This window comes from Thiemannella venezuelensis (assembly GCF_014203605.1).
GTDB lineage: Bacteria > Actinomycetota > Actinomycetes > Streptosporangiales > Streptosporangiaceae > Planomonospora_A > Planomonospora_A venezuelensis.
Window position 1 is genome coordinate 105,970 of record NZ_JACHJJ010000026.1, and the last position, 19,653, is coordinate 125,622.

Below are 19,653 nucleotides of genomic sequence, written 5' to 3' on the forward strand. Positions count from 1 at the left end.
ACAAACCCCGCGTCCCGCGCCTCTTATCTGACGAACCCACACCGAGCAGATACGGGGAGCACGCAGATGAGCGCCGACTTCGACGTCACCACCACCGACTACTACGACACCGACGGCGACGGCGGCACCGACGCCCAGCTCATCGACACCGACGGCGACTACGTGGCCGACGAGGAGCGCTACGACACCGACGGCGACGGCGTGACCGACGTGGTCTACCTCGACCACGACGGCGACGGCTACACCGACGAGGTCCGCGTCGACCTCAACGGCGACGGCGTCTCCGACTACACCGAGTACCAGGGCCCCTTCAGCGTCTGACCCCGCGGGTGAGGGCCGCACGGCCGCCCGCCCGCCACGGGGCGGCGTCCGGTCAGCGGGCGGCGGGGGGCAGGCCGGCGGGGTCGGCGACCGGCCAGGCCAGCGGGTCGGCGCCGAGGCCGTCGAGATGGGGGAGCTGCTCGCGGCACCAGGGGGAGACGGCCATGTCCCGGGAGAGCACGCCGTCGACGAGCTCCTTCCACGGCATCCACCGCACCTGCCCGACCTCGTCGGGGTTGGGCGCGGCCTCGGTCGAGACGACGACCCGGTAGACCGGGCAGAGCTCCCGTTCCACGATGCCGTTGTCCATGACCGCCCGGTAGGAGAAGCGGGGCAGCAGCAGGTCCACCCGGTCGGCCCGGAGACCCAGCTCGTAGGAGAGACGGCGGGCCACCGCGTCCCGGACCGGCTCGCCCGGCAGGGGGTGGCCGCAGCAGCTGTTGGTCCACACGTCCGGCCAGGTGAGCTTGTGCGACGCCCGCCTGGTGAGGAGCACCCTCCCCTGCCCGTCGAAGACGTAGCTGGAGAATGCGAGGTGCAGGGGGGTGTCCGGGCCGTGCACCGCCAGCTTGGGCGCCGTGCCGACGGCGTTCCCGTCGTTGTCGAGGAGCACCACGTGTTCGTCAGGTGTCACGTCACGTAGGGTACGTGATCATGACGGGTCATCACGCCTGATCAGCGATACATGATGAAAGATCCATATACGGCCGTCCAGCTCCATGACCCTCCGGCTCCGAGGATCTCAGGGTTGTTCCCGATGTCCCCGCCCGGAGCGGCCCACGTAGGCTGATCGGGTGTCCTTCGTATCCGATCTGCGCGTGGTCCTGCGGGGCCGGGACTTCAGGCGGCTGTACGGCACCCGCCTGGTCTCCCAGTTCTCCGACGGGATCTTCCAGTTCGCGGTGGGCGGATTCGCGTTCTTCAGCCCGGAGAAGAGCACCAGCGCCGCCCAGATCGCCGCCGGTCTCGCCGTGCTGCTCCTGCCGTACTCCCTGCTCGGCCCGTTCGCGGGCGTGTTCATCGACCGCTGGTCCCGGCGGCAGATCCTGGTCGTGGCGCCGCTGATCCGGGGCACCCTGCTGCTGGCCACCGGCGCCCTCCTGGTCGCCGACGTCCCCGACTGGATCTTCTACGCCGCCGCGCTCTGCGTGCTCGGCGTGAACCGGTTCTTCCTCGCCGCGCTCGGAGCCTCGCTCCCGCACGTCGTCCCGGCCGAGCGGCTGATGGTGGCCAACGCGGTGACCCCCACCTCGGGCACCGTGCTGACCGTCGTCGGCGTGGGCGCCGGTTTCCTGCTGCGCAAACTCTTCGGAGCCGACGACCAGGGCGTCGCGGTGCTCATGGTCGTGTCCGGGCTCATCTTCGGGGTCAGCGCGCTGATCGCCAGGACGATGCGCCGCGAGCTGCTCGGGCCCGCCTACGACCCGGACCGGCCGCAGGCCCGCGAGGCCGTGCGCCACGTGGTGAGAGGTCTCGCCGAGGGCGCGCGGCACATCGTCCACCACCGGGCCGCCGCCGCGGCGATGGGCGCGATGGCCACGCACCGGTTCATGTACGGCCTGTGCACGGCGATGCTGGTGATGCTCTCGCGCTACTACTTCGCCGAGAACACCGAGGAGGCGCTGGACGCGGTGGCCGTCGTGGTCGCCACGTCGGGGGCGGGCTTCGCGGTGGCCGTGCTGGTCACGCCGTGGGCCACCCAGCGGTTCGGCACCGAGCGGTGGGTCTCGGCCATGCTGGTCACCGCCGGGGTCCTGTCGTTCGCGCTGTGCGCGCCGTTCCAGCAGTGGGGCTTCGCGACCGCGGGCTTCGTGCTCGGCGTCGCGGGGCAGAGCGTCAAGATCTGCGCGGACACGGTGGTCCAGCGGGATGTCGAGGACGCCTATCTCGGCCGGGCGTTCTCGATCTACGACATGCTCTTCAACGGCAGCTACGTGCTGGCCGCGGCCCTGGCGGCGGTGCTGCTGCCGCCGGACGGGAGGTCGCTGCCCGTCCTCGGGCTCATCACCGCCGGGTACGCCGTGGGCGCGGTGCTCTACCGGATGGTCACGCCGTCCCGAGCGCCCGCGCCGCAGCCGTCATCGCTGCCGTGACCCGCTCCAGGTCGTCGCCGACGCCGTACGGCGGCATGGTGTAGATCAGGCGGCCGAACGGCCGGAGCCAGACGCCGTGCCCCATCACGAGGTCCTGGACCCTCCGGACGTCGACGGGCTCCACCGTCTCGATCACCCCGATCGCGCCGAGCACCCGCACGTCCTTCACCCCGGGGAGCCCGGCGACCCCCGACAGGCCCTCGGTGAGCCCCGCCTCGATCCCGGCGACCTCCTCCCGCCACGGCCGCTCGGCCAGCAGGTCGAGCGAGGCCCCCGCGACCGCCGCGGCCAGCGGGTTGCCCATGAACGTGGGCCCGTGCATCAGCACCCCGATGCCCGCCGCCACCCGCTCGGTGCACAACGTCGCGGCCAGGGACAGGTAACCGCCGGTCAGGGCCTTGCCCAGGCACATGATGTCGGGCCTGATCCCGGCGTGATCGCAGCCGAACAGCTCGCCGGTCCGGCCGAAGCCGGTGGCGATCTCGTCGGCGATCAGCAGGAGGCCGTGCTCGTCGGCCAGCTCGCGGAGCCTGCGCAGGTGGACCGGGTGGTAGAAGTGCATGCCGCCCGCGCCCTGGACCACCGGCTCGACGATGATCGCCGCCAGCTCGTGGGCGTGCCGGGCGACCGTCTCCGCCAGCTCGGCGAGGTAGGCCCCGTCGGGGCCGGCGGGCGGGCGGGGGGCGAAGACGTGCTGCGGGAGCGCGCCGGAGAACAGGTGGTGCATGCCGTTGACCGGGTCGCAGACGGCCATCGCCCCGAACGTGTCGCCGTGGTAGCCGCCCCGCACCGTCAGCAGCCGGTGCCGCCCGGTGAGCTGGAACGCCATCTTGATCGCGACCTCGACGGCCACCGAGCCGGAGTCGGCCAGGAACACCTTCGGCAGGCCGGTCGCCTCCGCCAGCCGGTGCGCGAGCCGTACGGCGGGCTCGTGGGTGAGGCCGCCGAACATGACGTGCGCCATGTCGCCGAGCTGGTCCCTGACCGCCTGGTTGAGGCGCGGGTGGTTGTAGCCGTGGATCGCCGCCCACCACGACGACATGCCGTCGACGAGCTCCCGGCCGTCGGCGAGCGTCAGCCGCACCCCGGCGGCCCGCACGACCCGGTGCACGGGCACCGCAGGGGGCACCGCGGCGTAGGGGTGCCACACATGATCACGATCAAGATTCAGCACGTCCACCCCGCCACCCTATTGGCCGCCCGCGGCGCCGGCGGAGCCCTCCGCGCGGGCGGGGCCGCGCGGTCGCCCCGGGCTCAGGGGAGCAGGCCGTTCTCCCCCGCCCACGCCCGCAGGGCCTCGGCGGCGCCCTCCTTGCCGACGATGCCCTGGTCCATCCGCATGTCGAGGAGGAACTTGTACGCCCGGCCGACGACCGGGCCCGGCGGGACGCCGAGGATCTCCTGGATCTCGTTGCCGTCCAGCTCCGGGCGGATCTTGCCGAGCTCCTCCTCCTCGGCGAGCCGGGCGATGCGCTCCTCGAGCTGGTCGTAGGTCCGGGACAGGGCCTGGGCCTTGCGCCGGTTGCGGGTGGTGCAGTCGGCGCGGGTCAGCTTGTGCAGGCGCTCCAGCAGGTGCCCGGCGTCCCTGACGTAGCGGCGCACCGCCGAGTCGGTCCACTCGCCGCTGCCGTACCCGTGGAAGCGCAGGTGCAGCTCGACCAGGCGGGAGACGTCGGCCACCACGTCCTTGGGGAAGCGGAGCTCGCCCAGGCGCTTCTTGGTGAGCTGGGCGCCGACCACCTCGTGGTGGTGGAAGGAGACGCGGCCCCCGGCCTCGTGCCGGCGGGTCTTGGGCTTGCCCACGTCGTGCATGAGCGCGGCCCAGCGCAGGATGCGGTCGGGGCCGCCCTCCTCCAGGTCGACGGCCTGCTCCAGCACGATCAGGGTGTGCTCGTAGACGTCCTTGTGCCGGTGGTGCTCGTCGATCTCCAGCCGGAGCCTGGGCAGCTCGGGCAGGACGTGGGCGGCGAGCCCGGAGTCGACCAGGTTCCTGAGCCCGGCGCGGGGCTGGTCGCCGCAGATCAGCTTGTCGAGCTCGTCGCGGATGCGCTCGGCGGAGACGATCTCGATCCGCCCGGCCATCGCGGTCATCGCGGCGAACGCCGCCGGGTCCACGGCGAAGCCGAGCTGGCTGGCGAACCGGGCGGCGCGGAGCATCCGGAGTGGGTCGTCGTCGAAGGAGCGCTCCGGCGGACCCGGGGTGCGCAGCACCTTCGCGTGCAGGTCGTCCAGGCCGCCGTGCGGGTCCACGAACTCCCGGCCGGGCAGGCGCAGCGCCATCGCGTTGACCGCGAAGTCGCGGCGGGCCAGGTCTCCTTCGAGCGTGTCGCCGTAGGCCACGTCGGGCTTGCGCGACTTGGGGTCGTAGGACTCGCTCCGGTAGGTGGTGATCTCCAGCAGCCAGTTGCCCTTGCGCGCGCCGACCGTGCCGAAGTCGATGCCGATCGTCCAGATGGAGTCGGCCCAGTCGCGGATGAGCTCCAGGACCGTCTCGGGGCGCGCGTCCGTGGTCAGGTCGAGGTCGTTGCCGATCCGGCCGAGGAAGACGTCGCGGACGGAACCGCCCACGAGGGCGATCTCGTACCCCCGGGCGGCGAAGAGCTCGCCGAGCTCGTCGACCACCGGGGCGATCTTCCGGAACAGCTCGCTCATGCCGTGCCGCTGGCTCTCAGTCAGATTTGAAAGGGACAAACCGGGTAGGTCCTTCGGTTAGGGATACGTTCCCCGCTGGGGATACGCCGTGCAGCGATCACCAGGCTACGGTCGGTCAAGGGCCCGGCGAACTCGCGCGACGAGGCAAGGAGGACATTCATGAAGGACGCCCTCGCGATCCACCGCTGGCTCCTCGCGCACCAGATCCACCATGAGATCGTACGCCTTCCGCGTGCGTTGACGTGTGCCGACGAACTGCCCGAGGTGCTGTCCGCCGACCCCGCGACCTGCGTGGGGGTCACGGTGTTCGAGGTCACCACCCGGATCGGCCGCGAGCCCGTGGCGGTCGTCGCCCCGGTCGGCGCCCCGCCGAGGCCCGGGGCGGTCGGCGCGGCCCTGGGCGCCCGCCGGGTCCGCCCCGCCTCCGCCTTCACCGTGAACTCCGCCACCGACTACGCCGCCGGCCTGGTCTGCCCGCTGCTGCTCCCCGAGAATCTGACCGTGCTGGTCGACGAGCGGCTCGCCGAGGCCCCGGGGCTCGTCCACACCCCGACCGGCGAGCGCCACACGGCGCTGCTGATCCGCGCCGACGACCTGCTCGAACTCGTCTCCGGGAAGACCGCCGACCTCTCTCCTCCCCGGCACAGGAACGAGCCCGTGACGGTCCAGCTCGCCGGGTAGAGCATCGGCGGAGGGCGGGCGGCACCAGCCGGACACCCCTTAGCATTACGGGCGTGCGCCGTTTCCTGCCCCTGGCCGGCCCGTGATCCGCAAGGCCGCGCTGCTCACCGCCCTCACCTCCACGCTGCTCCTCCCCGCGGCGGCGGCCCTTCCGGGTACGGCGAACGCACGGGCGGGAACGGCGAGCGCTCCGGCGGCCGTCACGGCGGGCCGGCAGAACCCGCAGCTCGTGGTGGAGGCGACGGGGCCGGACGTGCTCCGCGACCCGGACACCGAGGTCAGGATCGCGGGCTCCCTCGTCAACACGGGAGCCGAGGCGCTGGCCAACCTGCGGATCAGGATGTACTACTCCGCGCAGCCCTTCGCCCAGCGGGCCCACCTGACCTCGTACCTCGCCGGGCAGGAGGGGTTCCAGCCGGGCGCCTGGCGTGACGAGAAATACGTCGCGCAGCAGCCGATCCCCGCCGCCGGGAAGGCGCCCTGGGAGTTCGTCTTCACCCCGCAGACGCTGGGCGCCTCCCGCTTCGGCGTCTACCCGGTGACGATCGAGGTGCGCGACGCCCTCGGGCAGCCGGTCGCCGTCCAGCGCACCCTCCTCACCTACCTGCCCCGGGACGCCGCCGAGGTGCCGCGCACCCGGCTCTCCGTGGTCCTGCCGATCGTCGACCAGCCCCGCCGGGCCGACGACGGCACCTTCGTCGGCGAGAGCCTGCCCGCCTCCCTCGCCGCGGGCGAACGCCTCGGCGACCTGCTGAAGGTGGCGCAGGACACCTCCTCGCTCAAGGGCATCACCTGGATCGTCGACCCCGCGCTGCTCGACGACGCCAGGGCGATGGGCGGGACGCACTGGGTGAGGTCCGGCGACAAGGCGGAGCGCCGTACCGGCGACGACTCCGCGACCGGGTGGCTCAACGGCCTGCGCACGGCCCTGGCCGACCTTCCCGTGGCGGCCGTCCCCTACGCCGACCCCGACGTGGCCGCCCTGGCCCACAACGGCCTGGACGACATCACCGGCACGGGCGTCGAGGCCGCCGGGAGGGCCGCCAGGGAGACCCTGGGCCGCGACGTCCGCACCGACATCGGCTGGCCGGTCGGCGGGACGGTGGACCACGACGGGCTCGACCTCCTCGCCGTCGCCGGGGTCGGCACCGTGCTGCTGAGCGCCGCGACCCTGCCGCCCGCACCCGCCGCCGTCCCCGGCGCCGTCACTCCCCCGGCCGCCCCGGACGTCACCCCGGACGCCGTCGCGACCGTGCACACCGTGAGCGGCCCGGTCACGGCGCTGGTCGCCGACCCCGCGCTGAGCGACGCCCTCGCCGTGACGTCCACCGCCCCCGGCGCCGCCCTGCTGAGCCGCCAGCGGTTCATCGCCGAGACCGCGATGATCAGTTCGGAGCCCGCCACCGCGCCCAGGACCGTGCTCGCCGTACCGCCCCGGCGCTGGTCGCCGGACCCGGCCTACGTGACCGAGCTGATGAGGACGGTCGCCTCCCTGCCCTGGGTGAAACCCGTCGGGCTCGGCTCGGTGAAGGCCTCCAAGGCCCCGTCGCCGCGCGGCGGCCTGACCTACACCGCGCAGGAGCGGGCCAAGGAGCTCGGCAAGCCGTACATGGGGAGCGTCCGGAGGGTCGGCGCACGCGCGGACCTGACCTCGGCCGTCACCGCCGCCGAGGACCTCGACGTCTTCGACCTGGCGCTGCTCCGCCTGTCCTCCTCCGCGTGGCGGGGCAGGGAGGGGGACGCGGTGCCGTACGTCGAGCGGGTGCGGCAGACGATCGACGCCCGGATCGCCAAGGTCTGGATCACCGGCAACGAGCCGTCCCAGATCCGCACCCTGGCCGGGACGGACGGCGAGGTGCCGATCAGCGTCCGCAACGAGCTGGAGCGCGACGAGAGGGTCACGGTCCGGGTCAAGGTCACCTCGGGGGACTCCGAGCTGCTGAAGATCGAGCCCTACGAGGACGAGATGACGATCTTCGGTGGCCAGACCCAGACCATCAGGATCCCGATGACGTCCGCGGCCAGCGGCCAGACCACGGTGACGGTCCAGCTCACCACCGCCGACGGCCGCAAGTACGGCCAGAAGGTCAAGCTGACCGTGCGGACCACCGGCTACGGCGCGATCACGCTGGTGATCGTGGGGGCGGCGCTCGTGGTGATGCTGGCCGCCGTGGTCATGCGCGTCCTGCGCCGCAGGGGGGCGCGGCGGGCCGGGGCGGCGGCGCCGCCCCGGAAGGCGGCCGTGCCCGCCGGGTCCGAGTCCTGAGCCCGCGGGGAGCCGGTGAGGTCGGTGGAGTTCGTGGAATCGGTGGAGTCGTGAGACCGGCAGGCGTCCGGCGGGCGAAGGAGAGCGCATGAGCAGGGTCCTGCGGGCGAGCGCGATCATGGCGGCGGGCACGCTGGTCTCCCGCGTCACGGGGTTCGCCAAGGCCGCGGTGCTCGTGGCCGCGCTCGGCAGCGATCACATGGGAGACGCCTACACCGTCGCCAACGCGATCCCGTTCATCCTGTTCGACTTCCTCATCGGCGGGGTGCTGAGCAGTGTCATCGTCCCGATGGTCGTCCGCCACCAGAAGGACGACCCCGACGGCGGACGGGCCTACGAGCAGCGGCTGATGACGATCGGCACGGTCGCGCTGGTGCTGCTCACCGCGGCGGCCGTGCTGCTCGCCCGCCCGCTGATCGACCTCTACACCACCGGCTGGTCCGAGGAGCGGGTCGAGGTCACGGTCACCCTGGCCCGGTTCCTCCTGCCGCAGATCGCCTTCGTCGGCATCGGGGCGATCGCCGGGGCGATCCTGAACACCCGCGACCGGTTCGCCGCCCCGATGTGGGCGCCGGTGCTGAACAACCTCGTGATGATCGGCGTCCTGGTCCTCTACTACGTGACGGCCGGAGAGGGGGGCTCGGAGGTCGGGCGGGTGAGCCAGGCCGACCTCGCCCTGCTCGGCCTGGGCACCACCGGCGGGATCGTGGTCCAGTGCCTGGTGCTGATGGTCTCGCTGCACCGGGCCGGGTTCCGCTTCCGCCCCCGGTTCGGCCTGCGCGAGGCGGGCCTGGGCGAGATGGCCAGGCGCGGCTCCTGGACGCTCGTCTACGTGACCATCACCCAGCTCGGCTTCCTGGTCGTCACCAACGTCGCCTCCGCCGCGGGCGACCGGGCCGGCGGGGCGGGCAACACCGCCTACGCCCAGGCGTACCAGCTCTTCCAGCTCCCCTACGGGATCATCGCGGTCTCGGTGATCACCGCGATGCTGCCCCGGATGAGCCGGTCGGTGGCCGAGGGCGACCTCGGCTCGGTCCGCGAGGAGTTCGCCTCGGGGGTCCGGCTGGTCTCGGCGCTGCTGGTGCCCGCCGGGCTGCTGCTGGTGGTGCTCGGCCCCGCCGTCACCGTGCTCGTCTACTCGTGGGGCAACAACGACCTGGACAACGCCGTCTACATCGGCAACGTGCTCCAGGTCTTCGGCCTGGCGCTGGTGCCTTTCTCGATCTTCCAGCTCCTGCTGCGGGTCTTCTACGCCTTCGGCGACACCCGCACCCCGGTCTTCATCGGGGCGGGCAACACGGTGGTCAGCATCGCGCTCAGCCTGCTCTCGGCGGCGCTTCTGCCCCCGCGGTACGTGGTGATCGGGCTGGCGTTCGCCTTCACCGCCGCCTACGTGACGGGCATCGCGGTCGCCTGGACGCTCGCCGCCCGCCGCGCGGGGGGGCTGAACGGGCGTGCGGTGGCCGCCGGGCTCTCGCGGATGTACCTGGCCGCGATCCCGGGTGCGCTGGCCGCGCTCGGCGTGCTCTGGCTCACCCGGGAGCTGACCGACCTGAGCCCGCTCAGCGCGGCCGTCATGCTGGCCGCCGGCGGCGGGCTCGGCCTGGTGATCTACCTCGTCGTCGCGCAGCGGATGCGCATCCCCGAGGTGAGCTCGGTCGTTGGAATGGTCGCAGGGCGGGTACGCCGGTAATCCAGAGGTTTCACGCAATCGTCTGACGAGGAGAACACGGGTGGAACCGCTGCGGCACTACCATGGTGCGACGCGCGTGGTGACATGCGGCTAGTGGAAGCAGGAGGGCGTGGGCGGATCCACCCGGCATCGTGTGATGCGTCCTGACGTGCCCGCGGGGCGAGGAGCTGATGTGTTCCCAGTTTCGGAGGAGTCATGAGCACCTCCGCGATCGAGCCCGGCACGAAGCTGGCCGAGCGCTTCCGGCTTGAGGACCGCGTCCACGAGTCCGGAGGGGCCACCCTCTGGAAGGCCGTCGACGAGGTGCTCGCCCGGCCCGTCGCCGTGCACACCTTCGCCCCCGGCTTCCCCCGTGTGAACGAGGTCGTCACGGCCGCCCGCGCGGCCAGCCGCCTCACCGACCCCCGGCTGACCCAGGTCTTCGACGCCACCGAGGACGACGGCCGCTCCTACGTCGTCAGCGAGTGGGTGAGCGGGGAGAACCTGGCCGACCTGGTCGCCTCCGGGTCGCTGGAGCCGGAGCGGGCCGCCGCGCTGGTCGCCGAGGTCGCCGAGGCGCTGGCCCACGCGCACGAGTCCGGCATCCCCCACCTCTGCCTGACCCCCGAGCACCTGATGTGGACCTCGGGCGGCACGGTCAAGCTGCTCGGCCTGGGGATCGACGCCGTCCTGGTCGGGGTGGCGGACGACAACATGCGGGTCGACGACGCCGCCCGCGCCGACGCGGAGGGGCTCGGCCGCCTGCTGTACGCCGGGCTGACCGGCCACTGGCCGGGTGAGGAGCCCGTCGGCGGACTGCCCGTCGCGCCCGTGGACGACGGGCGCTTCTGCACGCCGCGGCAGGTCACCGCCGGCGTTCCCGGCTACCTCGACACGATCACCTGCCGGGTGATCCTGCCGGAGAGCCGGCGCGGCCTGACCCCGCTGACGAGTCCCGCCGAGGTGGCCGAGGCGCTGGAGTCGGTGCCCCGGCCCACGCCCATGCCCATGCCCGCGGTGGTCCCTCCTCCGATGACGGCCTCCCGCTCGGAGGGCCTGGAGACGGCGCCGCCCCCGCAGCGCACGGCCCCGGCCCCGTACACGCCCGTCCAGCACCGGCCGGCCCCCGCCGGAGGGGGCGGGATGCTCGGCAAGGTGGTCATGGTCACGGTCGTCCTGCTGGTGATGGCCGCCGTCGGCCTGGGCGCCTGGACGCTCGGCCGCAACCTCGGCAACGCCGGGATCCCGACCGCCGGGGCCACCGCCAAGCCCACCCCCGCGGTCTCCACCGCCACCCAGAAGGTGAAGTCCGTCTCGGCCTCGGGCTTCGACCCGCGGGGCGACCAGCAGGAGGGGGAGAACCACACCGGCGGCGCGGTGGACGGCAAGCCCTCCACCGACTGGCACTCCGAGTCCTACACCTCCGCCGACTTCGGCGGTCTGAAGAGCGGCGTCGGCCTCCTGCTCGACCTGAAGGAGAGCGTGCCGGTCAAGGAGGTGAAGGTCGACTTCGGCGGCACCTCCGGCGGCACGGTGGAGCTGAGGGTGGGCGACTCCAAGGACGAGGACGACCTCTCCGTGGTCGGCAAGATCTCCGATGTGGGCGGGAAGAAGACCTTCACCGTGAAGTCCCCGAAGGAGGGGCGCTACGTCCTGCTCTGGTTCACCGAACTCCCCACCTACCAGGGGAAGTTCCGGGGCCAGGTGAACGAGGTGGAGGTGCTGGCGACCAAGTGACGGATGGTGCCATACCAGTGTGATTTGGTCTGGTTCACCCGACTCCTTGCCGATCATCGGAGATTTCGTGGCACCATCTATCACGTAGTGGTGTACTCCCCGGACCGGTATAGCAGGACTCTCCTTGTGAATTCCCCACCCGAGCCCCCGCCAGCGGCGGAGCAGCAGGCAGCGCGGGCCGTCGTGTCCGACGCCGACCTGCTGACCCGGCACATCGCCGGGGATCCGCACGCCTTCAGTGAAATAGTCAAGCGTCACCGAGACCGCATGTGGGCGGTCGCCCTGCGCACGCTGGGCGACCCCGACGAGGCGGCGGACGCCGTACAGGACGCCTTCGTGTCCGCATACCGCAAGGCCGAGAGCTTCCGCGGCGAGGCGGCGGTCACCACGTGGCTGCACCGCATCGTGGTCAACGCCTGCCTCGACCGCATGCGCAGGAAGTCGGTGCGCCCCGTCGCCGACGACGAGCTGATCGAGGCCGCCGAGCGCGAAACCCCGGTCCCCGACCAGACGGCCGAGCGCGAGGTCTCCATGGAGGTCTCCTCCGCGCTCAGACTGCTCCCCGCCGACCAGCGGGCCGCCCTGGTGCTCGTGGACATGATGGGCTACTCCGTCGAGGACGCGGCCCATGTCCTGCAGGTTCCCAGCGGAACCGTGAAGAGCCGGTGCGCGCGCGGTCGCGCCAAACTTGTCCCAATTCTTTCGCATCTGCGGAACCGATCCGACCTATCTCGCGTCTCATCGGCGAAGGGAGCAGAACTTCGTGACGGGTGATACGCACTACGACCTGGAGATCCTGGCCGAACTGGCCGAGGGTCTCCTCGACGCCGCCACGGCTCTGCAGGTTCGCGAACATCTCGCGATCTGCGATCCCTGTGGCGAGAGCCTTGCCGATCTCGCAGCGGTCCGTGAGGTACTCTCGGCGACCCCCACCCCGGCCATGCCGATGGGAGTCGCGCTCCGGATCGACCGCGCACTGGCCGCCGAGGCCGAGAGCTTCCGTGGAGGTGGGGTAGGCCTGGTGGAGGCACCGGCCTGGGACGACATCATGCGCGACGCGCCATGGGAGACGGAGCCGGCGCCCCTCCCCGAGCCCGAGCCGGTCACGCGGCTGGGGGTCGTCGGCGACGACGGCACCGTCGTCCCGGTGACCCCGGTCCGACGGCGCAGGACCGGCGCCCGGCGCCGGTGGGCGCTGCCGGCCGCCGCGGCGGGAGTGGCGGCGGCGGTGATCGGCGCGACGGTGGTGACGACCAGCATGCTCTCCGCCTCCGGTCCCGGGGCGGATCCGCCGATGACCCTGCCCCTGCTGGCCGAGGGCTCGAAGTACCAGCTCACCGAGAGCAACTGGAACTACACCGACCAGGCGCTGCGCGGCTCGATGCTCGACTACATCGGCCCGATGGACGCCACCGGAACCGTGCGGAGCTCCAAGCTCGACCAGTGCGTGAACCGGCTCACCGCCGAGGTCGGGACGGCCCCCTTCGCGGTCGACCAGGGCTTCTACAACGGGCAGGAGGCCAACATCATGGTCTTCTGGCACAACCAGCCCAAGAACCAGGTGCTCGTGCACGTGGTGGGACCGGAGTGCGACGAAGTGCGCAAGCCCGGCTTCGCCCGCTGGAAGTAAGGGCTCCGCGAGCCCGCCGATCGGGCGGCGCGGGCCTTTGAGGCGAACGATCCGGGGAGGCCCGGCACGGATCCGTCCGTGCCGGGCCTCCCCGCGTCCGGCGGGGAATCACCGCCGGGAATCACCGGCGCCTAGGATCTGTTGACGCGACTGCAACGACAGAGGGAAAGGCGCAACGCGTGATGGACGTCCGGAATGTGATCATCATCGGCTCGGGTCCCGCCGGTTACACGTCGGCCGTGTACTCCGCGCGTGCCGACCTCAACCCCCTCGTCTTCGAGGGCTCCGTCACCGCCGGCGGCGCGCTGATGAACACCACCGAGGTGGAGAACTTCCCGGGCTTCCCCGACGGCATCATGGGCCCGGACCTCATGGACGGGCTGCGCAAGCAGGCCGAGCGGTTCGGCGCCGAGCTCGTCGCCGACGACGTGGTCGAGGTCGACCTGGCCGCCACGCCCAAGGTCGTCAAGACCGCCACCGGCACCTTCCACGCCAAGGCCGTCATCCTGGCCACCGGCTCCGGCTACCGCCAGCTGGACGTGCCCAACGAGCAGCGCCTGTCCGGGCGCGGCGTCTCCTGGTGCGCCACCTGCGACGGCTTCTTCTTCCGCGGCCAGGACATCGTGGTCGTCGGCGGCGGCGACACCGCCATGGAGGAGGCCACCTTCCTGACCCGGTTCGCCAACTCGGTGACCGTCGTGCACCGCCGCGACGAACTGCGCGCCAGCAAGATCATGCAGGACCGCGCGTTCGCCAACGAGAAGATCCGCTTCGTCTGGGACAGCGAGGTCGTCGACGTCCTGGGCGAGGAGAAGGTCTCCGGCGTACGGCTGCGCAACCTCAAGACCGGCGAGGAGAGCGAGCTCGCCGTCACCGGCCTGTTCATCGCGATCGGCCACGACCCCCGCACCGAGCTGGTCAAGGGCCAGGTCGAGCTGGACGACGAGGGCTACATCAAGGTGGACGCCCCCTCCACCCGCACCAACCTGGACGGCGTCTTCGCCGCCGGGGACGTGGTCGACCACACCTACCGCCAGGCGATCACCGCCGCGGGCACCGGCTGCGCCGCCTCGCTGGACGCCGAGCGCTGGCTGGCCGAGCACGCCGACAACTGACCCCACCACACCACCGGGAAAGAAGGAGCAACAACCGTGGGCGCCATCAAGAACGTGACCGAGGCCAGTTTCGAGAGCGACGTGCTCAAGAGCGACAAGCCCGTGCTCGTCGACTTCTGGGCCGAGTGGTGCGGTCCGTGCCGCCAGGTCGCGCCGATCCTGGAGGAGATCGCCGCCGAGCAGGGCGAGAAGCTGGAGATCGTCAAGCTCAACGTCGACGAGAACCAGGCGATTGCCCAGCAGTACGGCGTACTCCAGATCCCGACCCTGAACGTCTATAAGAACGGAGAGGTTGTGAAGCAGATCATCGGCGCCAAGCCGAAGGCCATGCTGCTTCGCGAGCTCGAGGGCATCATCTAGGGCGCCCCGCGAGGGAGCCCTGGATGAGGCCCCCTGCGGCCGGCCGCACCCCACGGCGGCTCCCGGCCGTACCACCCGCTTCCGAGCGGCACACCCACCCAGTGGAAGCCCCCTCGCCTCACGGCGGGGGGGCTTTCGCGTCCCCCCTCCGGTCCCTGTCGCGCCGCGGTGGCCGCGGGAGGCCCTCAGAAGGCTCAGACGGGACGCAGCGCCCGCTCCGGACTCATGGAGCCCAGCAGCCTCTCCAGGGCCACCTCGACGTCCTCACGCCACGAGACGGCGTTCTTCAACTCCAGCCGGAGGCGCGGGAAGCGCAGGTGCGGCCGGACCGTCTTGAACCCCACGGAGAGCAGGTACTCGGCGGGCGCCACGCAGGCCCCGGTCTTCTCCCACTTCAGGTCGCCGAAGGCCTCGATCGCCCGCACCCCGCGCCGGGTCAGGTCCTTGGCCACGCCCTGGACCAGCATCCGGCCGAGCCCTCCGCCGGAGAACTCCGGGATGATGTGCGCGGTCATCAGCAGCACGGCGTCGGCGCTCACCGGCGAGGTCGGGAACGCCACCGAGCGCGGCACGTAGAGCGGGGGCGCGTAGAGCACGAACCCGGCCGCCACCCCGTCCACATAAGCGATCTTCCCGCAGCTGCCCCACTCCAGCAGGGTCGCCGAGATCCAGGCCTCCTTCTCCAGCTCCGGATCCCCCGCCTCGACCGCGCGCTCCCCGCTCATCGGGTCGAGCTCCCAGAAAACGCACCGGCGGCAGCGGCGCGGCAGGTCGTCGAGATTGTCGAGAGTGACGTTAGCCAGCCGACGCGACACCTAATGGCCCCAATCGCGAGCGAGACGAGTGCGTGATACGCGCGAAAACCGAGTCCTCACCTGGCATCGTAGCCCAGCGAGGGCCGTCGTTTCAGGGGTCTCCGCCGTCCCGCGGGAGGGCTCCGGGAGCCGCTGACGTACCCTTGTTCACCTAGTTGGAGAGCACACCGTGCTCCACTACCACCGAGGAGGTGGACCGTGTCCCAGGAGTCGGACCACGGTCGGACCATCGCGGCCCACGGGTCGCGCATCGATGCCTACGTCGACCGGTACGCCGCACGAGCTACCGGGATGGTCGCCTCCGAGGTCCGAGCTCTCTTCGCCGTCGCGTCGAGGCCCGAGGTGGTCTCGCTGGCCGGCGGCATGCCGTACGTCACCGCCCTCCCCCTCGACGTGGTGGGAGAGCTCGTCGCCGACCTGGTGGCCCGCCGCGGCCCGGTCGCGCTCCAGTACGGCTCCGGCCAGGGCGACCCGCACCTGCGCGAGCAGATCTGCGACGTCATGCGCCTGGAGGGCATCGAGGGCAACGCCGACGACGTCGTGGTGACGGTCGGCTCGCAGCAGGCCCTCGACCTGATCACCCGCATTTTCATCGATCCCGGCGACGTCGTCCTCGCCGAGGGTCCCTCCTACGTCGGCGCGCTCGGCACCTTCTCCGCGTACCAGGCCAAGGTCGTGCACATCGCGATGGACGACGAGGGGATCATCCCCGAGTCGCTGGCGCAGACCGTCTACGCGCTGCAGACCGCCGGGAGCACGATCAAGTTCCTCTACACGATCCCCACCTTCCAGAACCCCACCGGCGTCACGCTGAACGCCGAGCGCAGGCAGCAGGTCCTGGACATCTGCCAGCGCGCCGGCGTGCTGGTCGTGGAGGACAATCCGTACGGCCTGCTCGGCTTCGACGGCGAGCCCATGCGGGCGCTGCGCGCCGACAACCCCGACGGGGTGGTCTACCTCGGCTCGTTCTCCAAGACCCTGGCCCCCGGCTTCCGGGTCGGCTGGGCGCTCGCCCCGCACGCCGTACGCGACAAGCTGGTGCTGGCGATGGAGTCGGCGGTCCTGTCGCACTCCACCTTCACCCAGCTCGCCGTGGGCGAGTACCTCGCCACCCAGCCCTGGCGGGAGCAGATCAAGACCTTCCGCGAGCTCTACCGGGAACGCCGCGACACCATGCTCTCCTCGCTGGAGGCGCTGATGCCCGCCGGCTGCACCTGGACGCATCCGCGCGGCGGGTTCTTCGTCTGGGCCACCCTCCCCGAGGGGCTGGACTCCAAGGCGCTCCTGCCCCGGGCCGTCGCCGAGCGGGTGGCGTTCGTGCCGGGGTCCGGCTTCTTCGCCGACGGCAGCGGCGCCCGCCACATGCGGCTGTCCTTCTGCTACCCGGAGCCCGACCGCATCCGCGAGGGGGTCCGGCGGCTGGCCGGGGTGATCGAGCAGGAGCTGCAGCTGCGCGACACCTTCGGCGCCGGCGTCTACCCCGACCACGTCGGGGTCGACACCCCGGGCCCCGACCTCGCCTGAGGACGCCCTCCCGCCCGCCGTACCGGGGCACCGGCCTTCCGGTACGGCGGGCGGCGCGGGAGGCCTCGCGGCGCCGTCGTACGGCGGGTGGTCCGGCGAGCGTCCGTGGCCGCCCGCGGCGGAGTGCCGTACGGTGACTTCCGGCATCGCCATCGCGCGATCACCCGGTCATCGGGAGAACGACTCGACAGGCCCGTCACGGGCTCTAGGAGGTATTCGGATGAGTGATCTGGGCCACGTGCTCGTCCTGGCCGGCGGACTGTCCTACGAGCGCGAGGTGTCCCTGCGCTCGGGCCGCCGGGTGGGCGAGGTGCTGCGCGGGGCCGGCGTCTCCGTGGAGACCCGCGACACCGATGCCTCCCTCGTCCCGTGGATCCTGTCCGAGCGGCCGAGCGCCGTCTTCGTGACGCTGCACGGCGGGGCGGGCGAGGACGGCGCCATCCGCTCGGTGCTGGACCTGCTCTCCGTCCCCTACGTGGGGGCCGGCTCCGACGCCTGCCGGATCGCCTTCGACAAGCCCACCGCCAAGACCGTGGTCCGCTCCGTCGGCGTCCGCACCCCCGAGTCGGTGACACTCCCCAAGGAGACCTTCCACGACCTCGGCGCCTCCGCCGTGCTGGCCCGCATCGTGGAGCGGCTCGGCCTGCCGCTGTTCGTCAAGCCCTCCCGCGGCGGCTCGGCCCTCGGCGCCTCCATCGTGCGTACCGCCGAAGACCTCCCCTCGGCCATGGTCGGCTGCTTCGCCTACGGCGACACCGCGCTGATCGAGTGCTACATCGAGGGCGTGGAGGTCGCCGTCTCCGTCGTCGACCTGGGCGAGGGCCCGGTGGCCCTGCCCCCGGTGGAGATCGTCCCCGACGACGGCGTCTACGACTACGCGGCCCGCTACACCGCCGGCCGCACCGAGTTCTTCGCCCCCGCACGCCTCTCCGCCGAGACGGCGGCCGCCTGCGCCGAGATGGCGGTGACCGCGCACACGGCCCTCGGGCTGCGCGACATCTCCCGCACCGACCTCATCGTCGGCGCGGACGGCCTCCCGCATTTCCTCGAAGTCAACGTCGCCCCCGGCATGACCGAGACCTCCCTCCTCCCGATGGCCGCCGAAGCCGCCGGAGAGGACCTGGGCTCCCTCTGCCGCGTCCTGCTCGAACAGGCCGCCATGCGCGGCTGACCTTCCGGCGGACATCCGTACGGCGGGCACCCGTACGGCGGGGCGTGCGCGACGGGGCGTCCGTGCGGCGCGCACCGGCCACGCGGCCGCCGGCGCGAATGGCCCCGGAATCACCCGCACCGGATCTCCCGGCCGTACCGCAGGACGGGCCTCCCCGGCCGTGCCGCGCGGCACCCGGCGGGCGGTCCCCGCCGCCCGCCGCCCTACGCTGGCCCTGTGCTGACCACGACTCCGTTTCCCAAGAGCTTCGCCAGCGACAACCACGCCGGCGTGCACCCCAAGGTCCTCGCGGCCGTCATCGAGGCCAACGCCGGCGACGCCCCCGCCTACGGCGCCGATCCCTGGACGGAGGCGATGCAGGACGCCTTCCGCGCCGAGTTCGGCGCCCAGACGACGGCCTACGCGATGTTCAACGGCACCGGGGCCAACGTGACGGGGCTCGGACTGGTCCTGCGTCCCTACGACTCCGTCCTCTGCCCGGTCACCGCGCACATCAACACCCACGAGTGCGGGGCGGCCGAGCGCGTCCTCGGCGCCAAGCTCGTGCCGCTCCCCACGGCGGACGGGAAGCTCACGGCCGACGACATCCGGGACCACCTCTCCGTCCTCGGCAACACGCAGTACGCCCAGCCGCGGGTCGTCTCCATCTCGCAGGTGACCGAGTGCGGCACCGCCTACACCGCCGCCGAGACCGCGGAACTCGCGGAATTCCTCCACTCCCGGGGACTCTTCCTGCACATGGACGGCGCCCGCCTGGCCAACGCCGCGGCCGAGCTCGACTGCTCGATGCGCGCGCTCACCACCGATGCCGGAGTGGACGTGCTCAGCTTCGGCGGCACCAAGAACGGCGCCATGGGCGCCGAGGCGCTCGTCGTCCTCAACCCCGAACTGGACGCCCCGGCGCTGTTCCTCCGCAAACAGGGCATGCAGCTCGCCTCCAAGATGCGCTACGTCTCCGCCCAGCTGACCGCGCTCCTCGCCGACGGCCTCTGGCACGAGAACGCGGCCCACGCCAATGCCATGGCCCACCGCCTCGCCGACGGAGTGCGCGACCTCCCCGGCGTGTCCCTCCGCTACCCCGTCCAGTCCAACGCCGTCTTCCCCGTGCTCCCGGAGAAGGCCATCGCCGAACTCCAGCAGCGCTACCTCTTCCACATGTGGGACGCCACCGAGAACGTGGTCCGCTGGGTGACGGCCTTCGACACCACCCCCGAACAGGTCGACACCTTCATCTCCGACATCCGCGCGGTGGTCGGCTCCCACCCGTGAACGACCGCGATGTTTCACGTGAAACATCGCGGCCATGTCTCCTGAGGCGTTGCGGCCGGAGGAGTGACGGGGAGGGCGGAGCCGCTGTGTTTCACGTGAAACACGGCGGCTCTGTCGTTTCCGGGTGGTGTGCGGCGGGGTGCTGCCGGTCGGGGTCGTGTTTCGGCGGGGGTGTGGCCGTGTTCGGGTGGGGTCTTTTGCGGGTTGGTCGGGGTCGTGTTTCGGCGGGGGGTGGGCTGGATCTGCTGGGGTCGTGTTCGGGTGGGGTCTTCTCGGGGGTGCATGGTCGCGCTCCGCGGGTGGTTGTTCCGGCCGGTTCGTCGCAGCGGGTCTCTGGTGGGTGGGGG

17 protein-coding genes are annotated in these 19,653 nt (G+C 71.9%); 13 read left to right on the plus strand and 4 right to left on the minus strand.

Annotated features, from left to right (window positions below):
* The first annotated feature begins 66 nt into the window (after positions 1–66).
* Positions 67–321, plus strand: coding sequence for a hypothetical protein (locus tag FHS22_RS30175; protein ID WP_184947304.1), 255 nt, complete (start codon positions 67–69; stop codon positions 319–321).
* Positions 322–373: 52 nt separating this feature from the next.
* Here FHS22_RS30175 and idi read toward each other — a convergent pair whose 3' ends face one another.
* The gene (gene idi / locus FHS22_RS30180) at positions 374–955 is read right to left on the minus strand and encodes an isopentenyl-diphosphate Delta-isomerase (RefSeq protein WP_184947306.1); all 582 of its coding nucleotides are present in this window, start codon (positions 953–955) and stop codon (positions 374–376) included.
* A 160-nt stretch (positions 956–1,115) separates the two neighbouring features.
* Here idi and FHS22_RS30185 point away from each other — a divergent pair, with 160 nt between their 5' ends.
* Complete coding sequence (locus FHS22_RS30185; protein WP_184947309.1) at positions 1,116–2,414, plus strand: MFS transporter; 1,299 nt, start codon at positions 1,116–1,118, stop codon at positions 2,412–2,414.
* Here FHS22_RS30185 and FHS22_RS30190 read toward each other — a convergent pair.
* Together FHS22_RS30190 and FHS22_RS30195 are read right to left on the minus strand one after the other, a co-directional pair.
* Positions 2,368–3,588, minus strand: coding sequence for an adenosylmethionine--8-amino-7-oxononanoate transaminase (locus tag FHS22_RS30190; protein ID WP_184947373.1), 1,221 nt, complete (start codon positions 3,586–3,588; stop codon positions 2,368–2,370). The genes FHS22_RS30185 and FHS22_RS30190 overlap by 47 nt on opposite strands.
* 80 nt (positions 3,589–3,668) lie before the next feature.
* Positions 3,669–5,066 carry a CCA tRNA nucleotidyltransferase gene (locus FHS22_RS30195; protein ID WP_184947312.1) on the minus strand — a complete coding sequence of 466 codons (1,398 nt, stop codon included), beginning with the start codon at positions 5,064–5,066 and terminating at the stop codon, positions 3,669–3,671.
* Positions 5,067–5,225: 159 nt separating this feature from the next.
* Between FHS22_RS30195 and FHS22_RS30200 the strand changes: the two genes are divergently transcribed.
* The 8 genes from FHS22_RS30200 to trxA all read left to right on the plus strand — a co-directional run bounded on the left by FHS22_RS30200 (position 5,226) and on the right by trxA (position 14,527).
* Complete coding sequence (locus tag FHS22_RS30200; protein ID WP_184947315.1) at positions 5,226–5,747, plus strand: aminoacyl-tRNA deacylase; 522 nt, start codon at positions 5,226–5,228, stop codon at positions 5,745–5,747.
* 82 nt (positions 5,748–5,829) lie between these two features.
* Positions 5,830–8,013: a DUF6049 family protein gene (locus tag FHS22_RS30205; RefSeq protein ID WP_184947319.1), complete on the plus strand. Its 2,184-nt coding sequence runs from the start codon at positions 5,830–5,832 to the stop codon at positions 8,011–8,013.
* 88 nt (positions 8,014–8,101) lie between these two features.
* Positions 8,102–9,706 carry a murein biosynthesis integral membrane protein MurJ gene (gene murJ, locus FHS22_RS30210; RefSeq protein WP_184947322.1) on the plus strand — a complete coding sequence of 535 codons (1,605 nt, stop codon included), beginning with the start codon at positions 8,102–8,104 and terminating at the stop codon, positions 9,704–9,706.
* Positions 9,707–9,901: 195 nt separating this feature from the next.
* Positions 9,902–11,422 (plus strand): protein kinase family protein, encoded by a 1,521-nt coding sequence (locus tag FHS22_RS30215; RefSeq protein WP_184947325.1) that lies wholly within the window; start codon positions 9,902–9,904, stop codon positions 11,420–11,422.
* A gap of 126 nt (positions 11,423–11,548) precedes the next feature.
* A complete protein-coding gene (sigM, locus tag FHS22_RS30220) occupies positions 11,549–12,196 on the plus strand; it encodes an RNA polymerase sigma factor SigM (protein WP_184947328.1) in 648 nt (215 codons plus the stop codon).
* Entirely contained in the window at positions 12,186–13,052 is an 867-nt protein-coding gene (locus FHS22_RS30225) for an anti-sigma factor family protein (protein ID WP_184947331.1), read from the plus strand. Before sigM ends, FHS22_RS30225 begins: the two co-directional genes overlap by 11 nt.
* A 179-nt stretch (positions 13,053–13,231) precedes the next feature.
* The gene (gene trxB, locus FHS22_RS30230; RefSeq protein ID WP_184947333.1) at positions 13,232–14,167 is read left to right on the plus strand and encodes a thioredoxin-disulfide reductase; all 936 of its coding nucleotides are present in this window, start codon (positions 13,232–13,234) and stop codon (positions 14,165–14,167) included.
* 45 nt (positions 14,168–14,212) lie between these two features.
* The gene (gene trxA, locus FHS22_RS30235) at positions 14,213–14,527 is read left to right on the plus strand and encodes a thioredoxin (protein ID WP_476704285.1); all 315 of its coding nucleotides are present in this window, start codon (positions 14,213–14,215) and stop codon (positions 14,525–14,527) included.
* 194 nt (positions 14,528–14,721) lie between these two features.
* Here the strand turns inward: trxA and FHS22_RS30240 are convergent, their stop codons facing one another.
* The gene (locus FHS22_RS30240) at positions 14,722–15,342 is read right to left on the minus strand and encodes a GNAT family N-acetyltransferase (RefSeq protein ID WP_184947339.1); all 621 of its coding nucleotides are present in this window, start codon (positions 15,340–15,342) and stop codon (positions 14,722–14,724) included.
* 291 nt (positions 15,343–15,633) lie between these two features.
* On the opposite strand from FHS22_RS30240, the gene FHS22_RS30245 reads away from it, so the two are divergent.
* From FHS22_RS30245 to FHS22_RS30255, 3 genes are all read left to right on the plus strand, one after another.
* Entirely contained in the window at positions 15,634–16,866 is a 1,233-nt protein-coding gene (locus tag FHS22_RS30245; protein ID WP_221474308.1) for an aminotransferase-like domain-containing protein, read from the plus strand.
* 220 nt (positions 16,867–17,086) lie between these two features.
* Entirely contained in the window at positions 17,087–18,037 is a 951-nt protein-coding gene (locus FHS22_RS30250) for a D-alanine--D-alanine ligase family protein (RefSeq protein WP_184947345.1), read from the plus strand.
* Positions 18,038–18,253: 216 nt separating this feature from the next.
* A complete protein-coding gene (locus tag FHS22_RS30255) occupies positions 18,254–19,306 on the plus strand; it encodes a threonine aldolase family protein (protein ID WP_184947348.1) in 1,053 nt (350 codons plus the stop codon).
* Positions 19,307–19,653 lie beyond the last annotated feature (347 nt).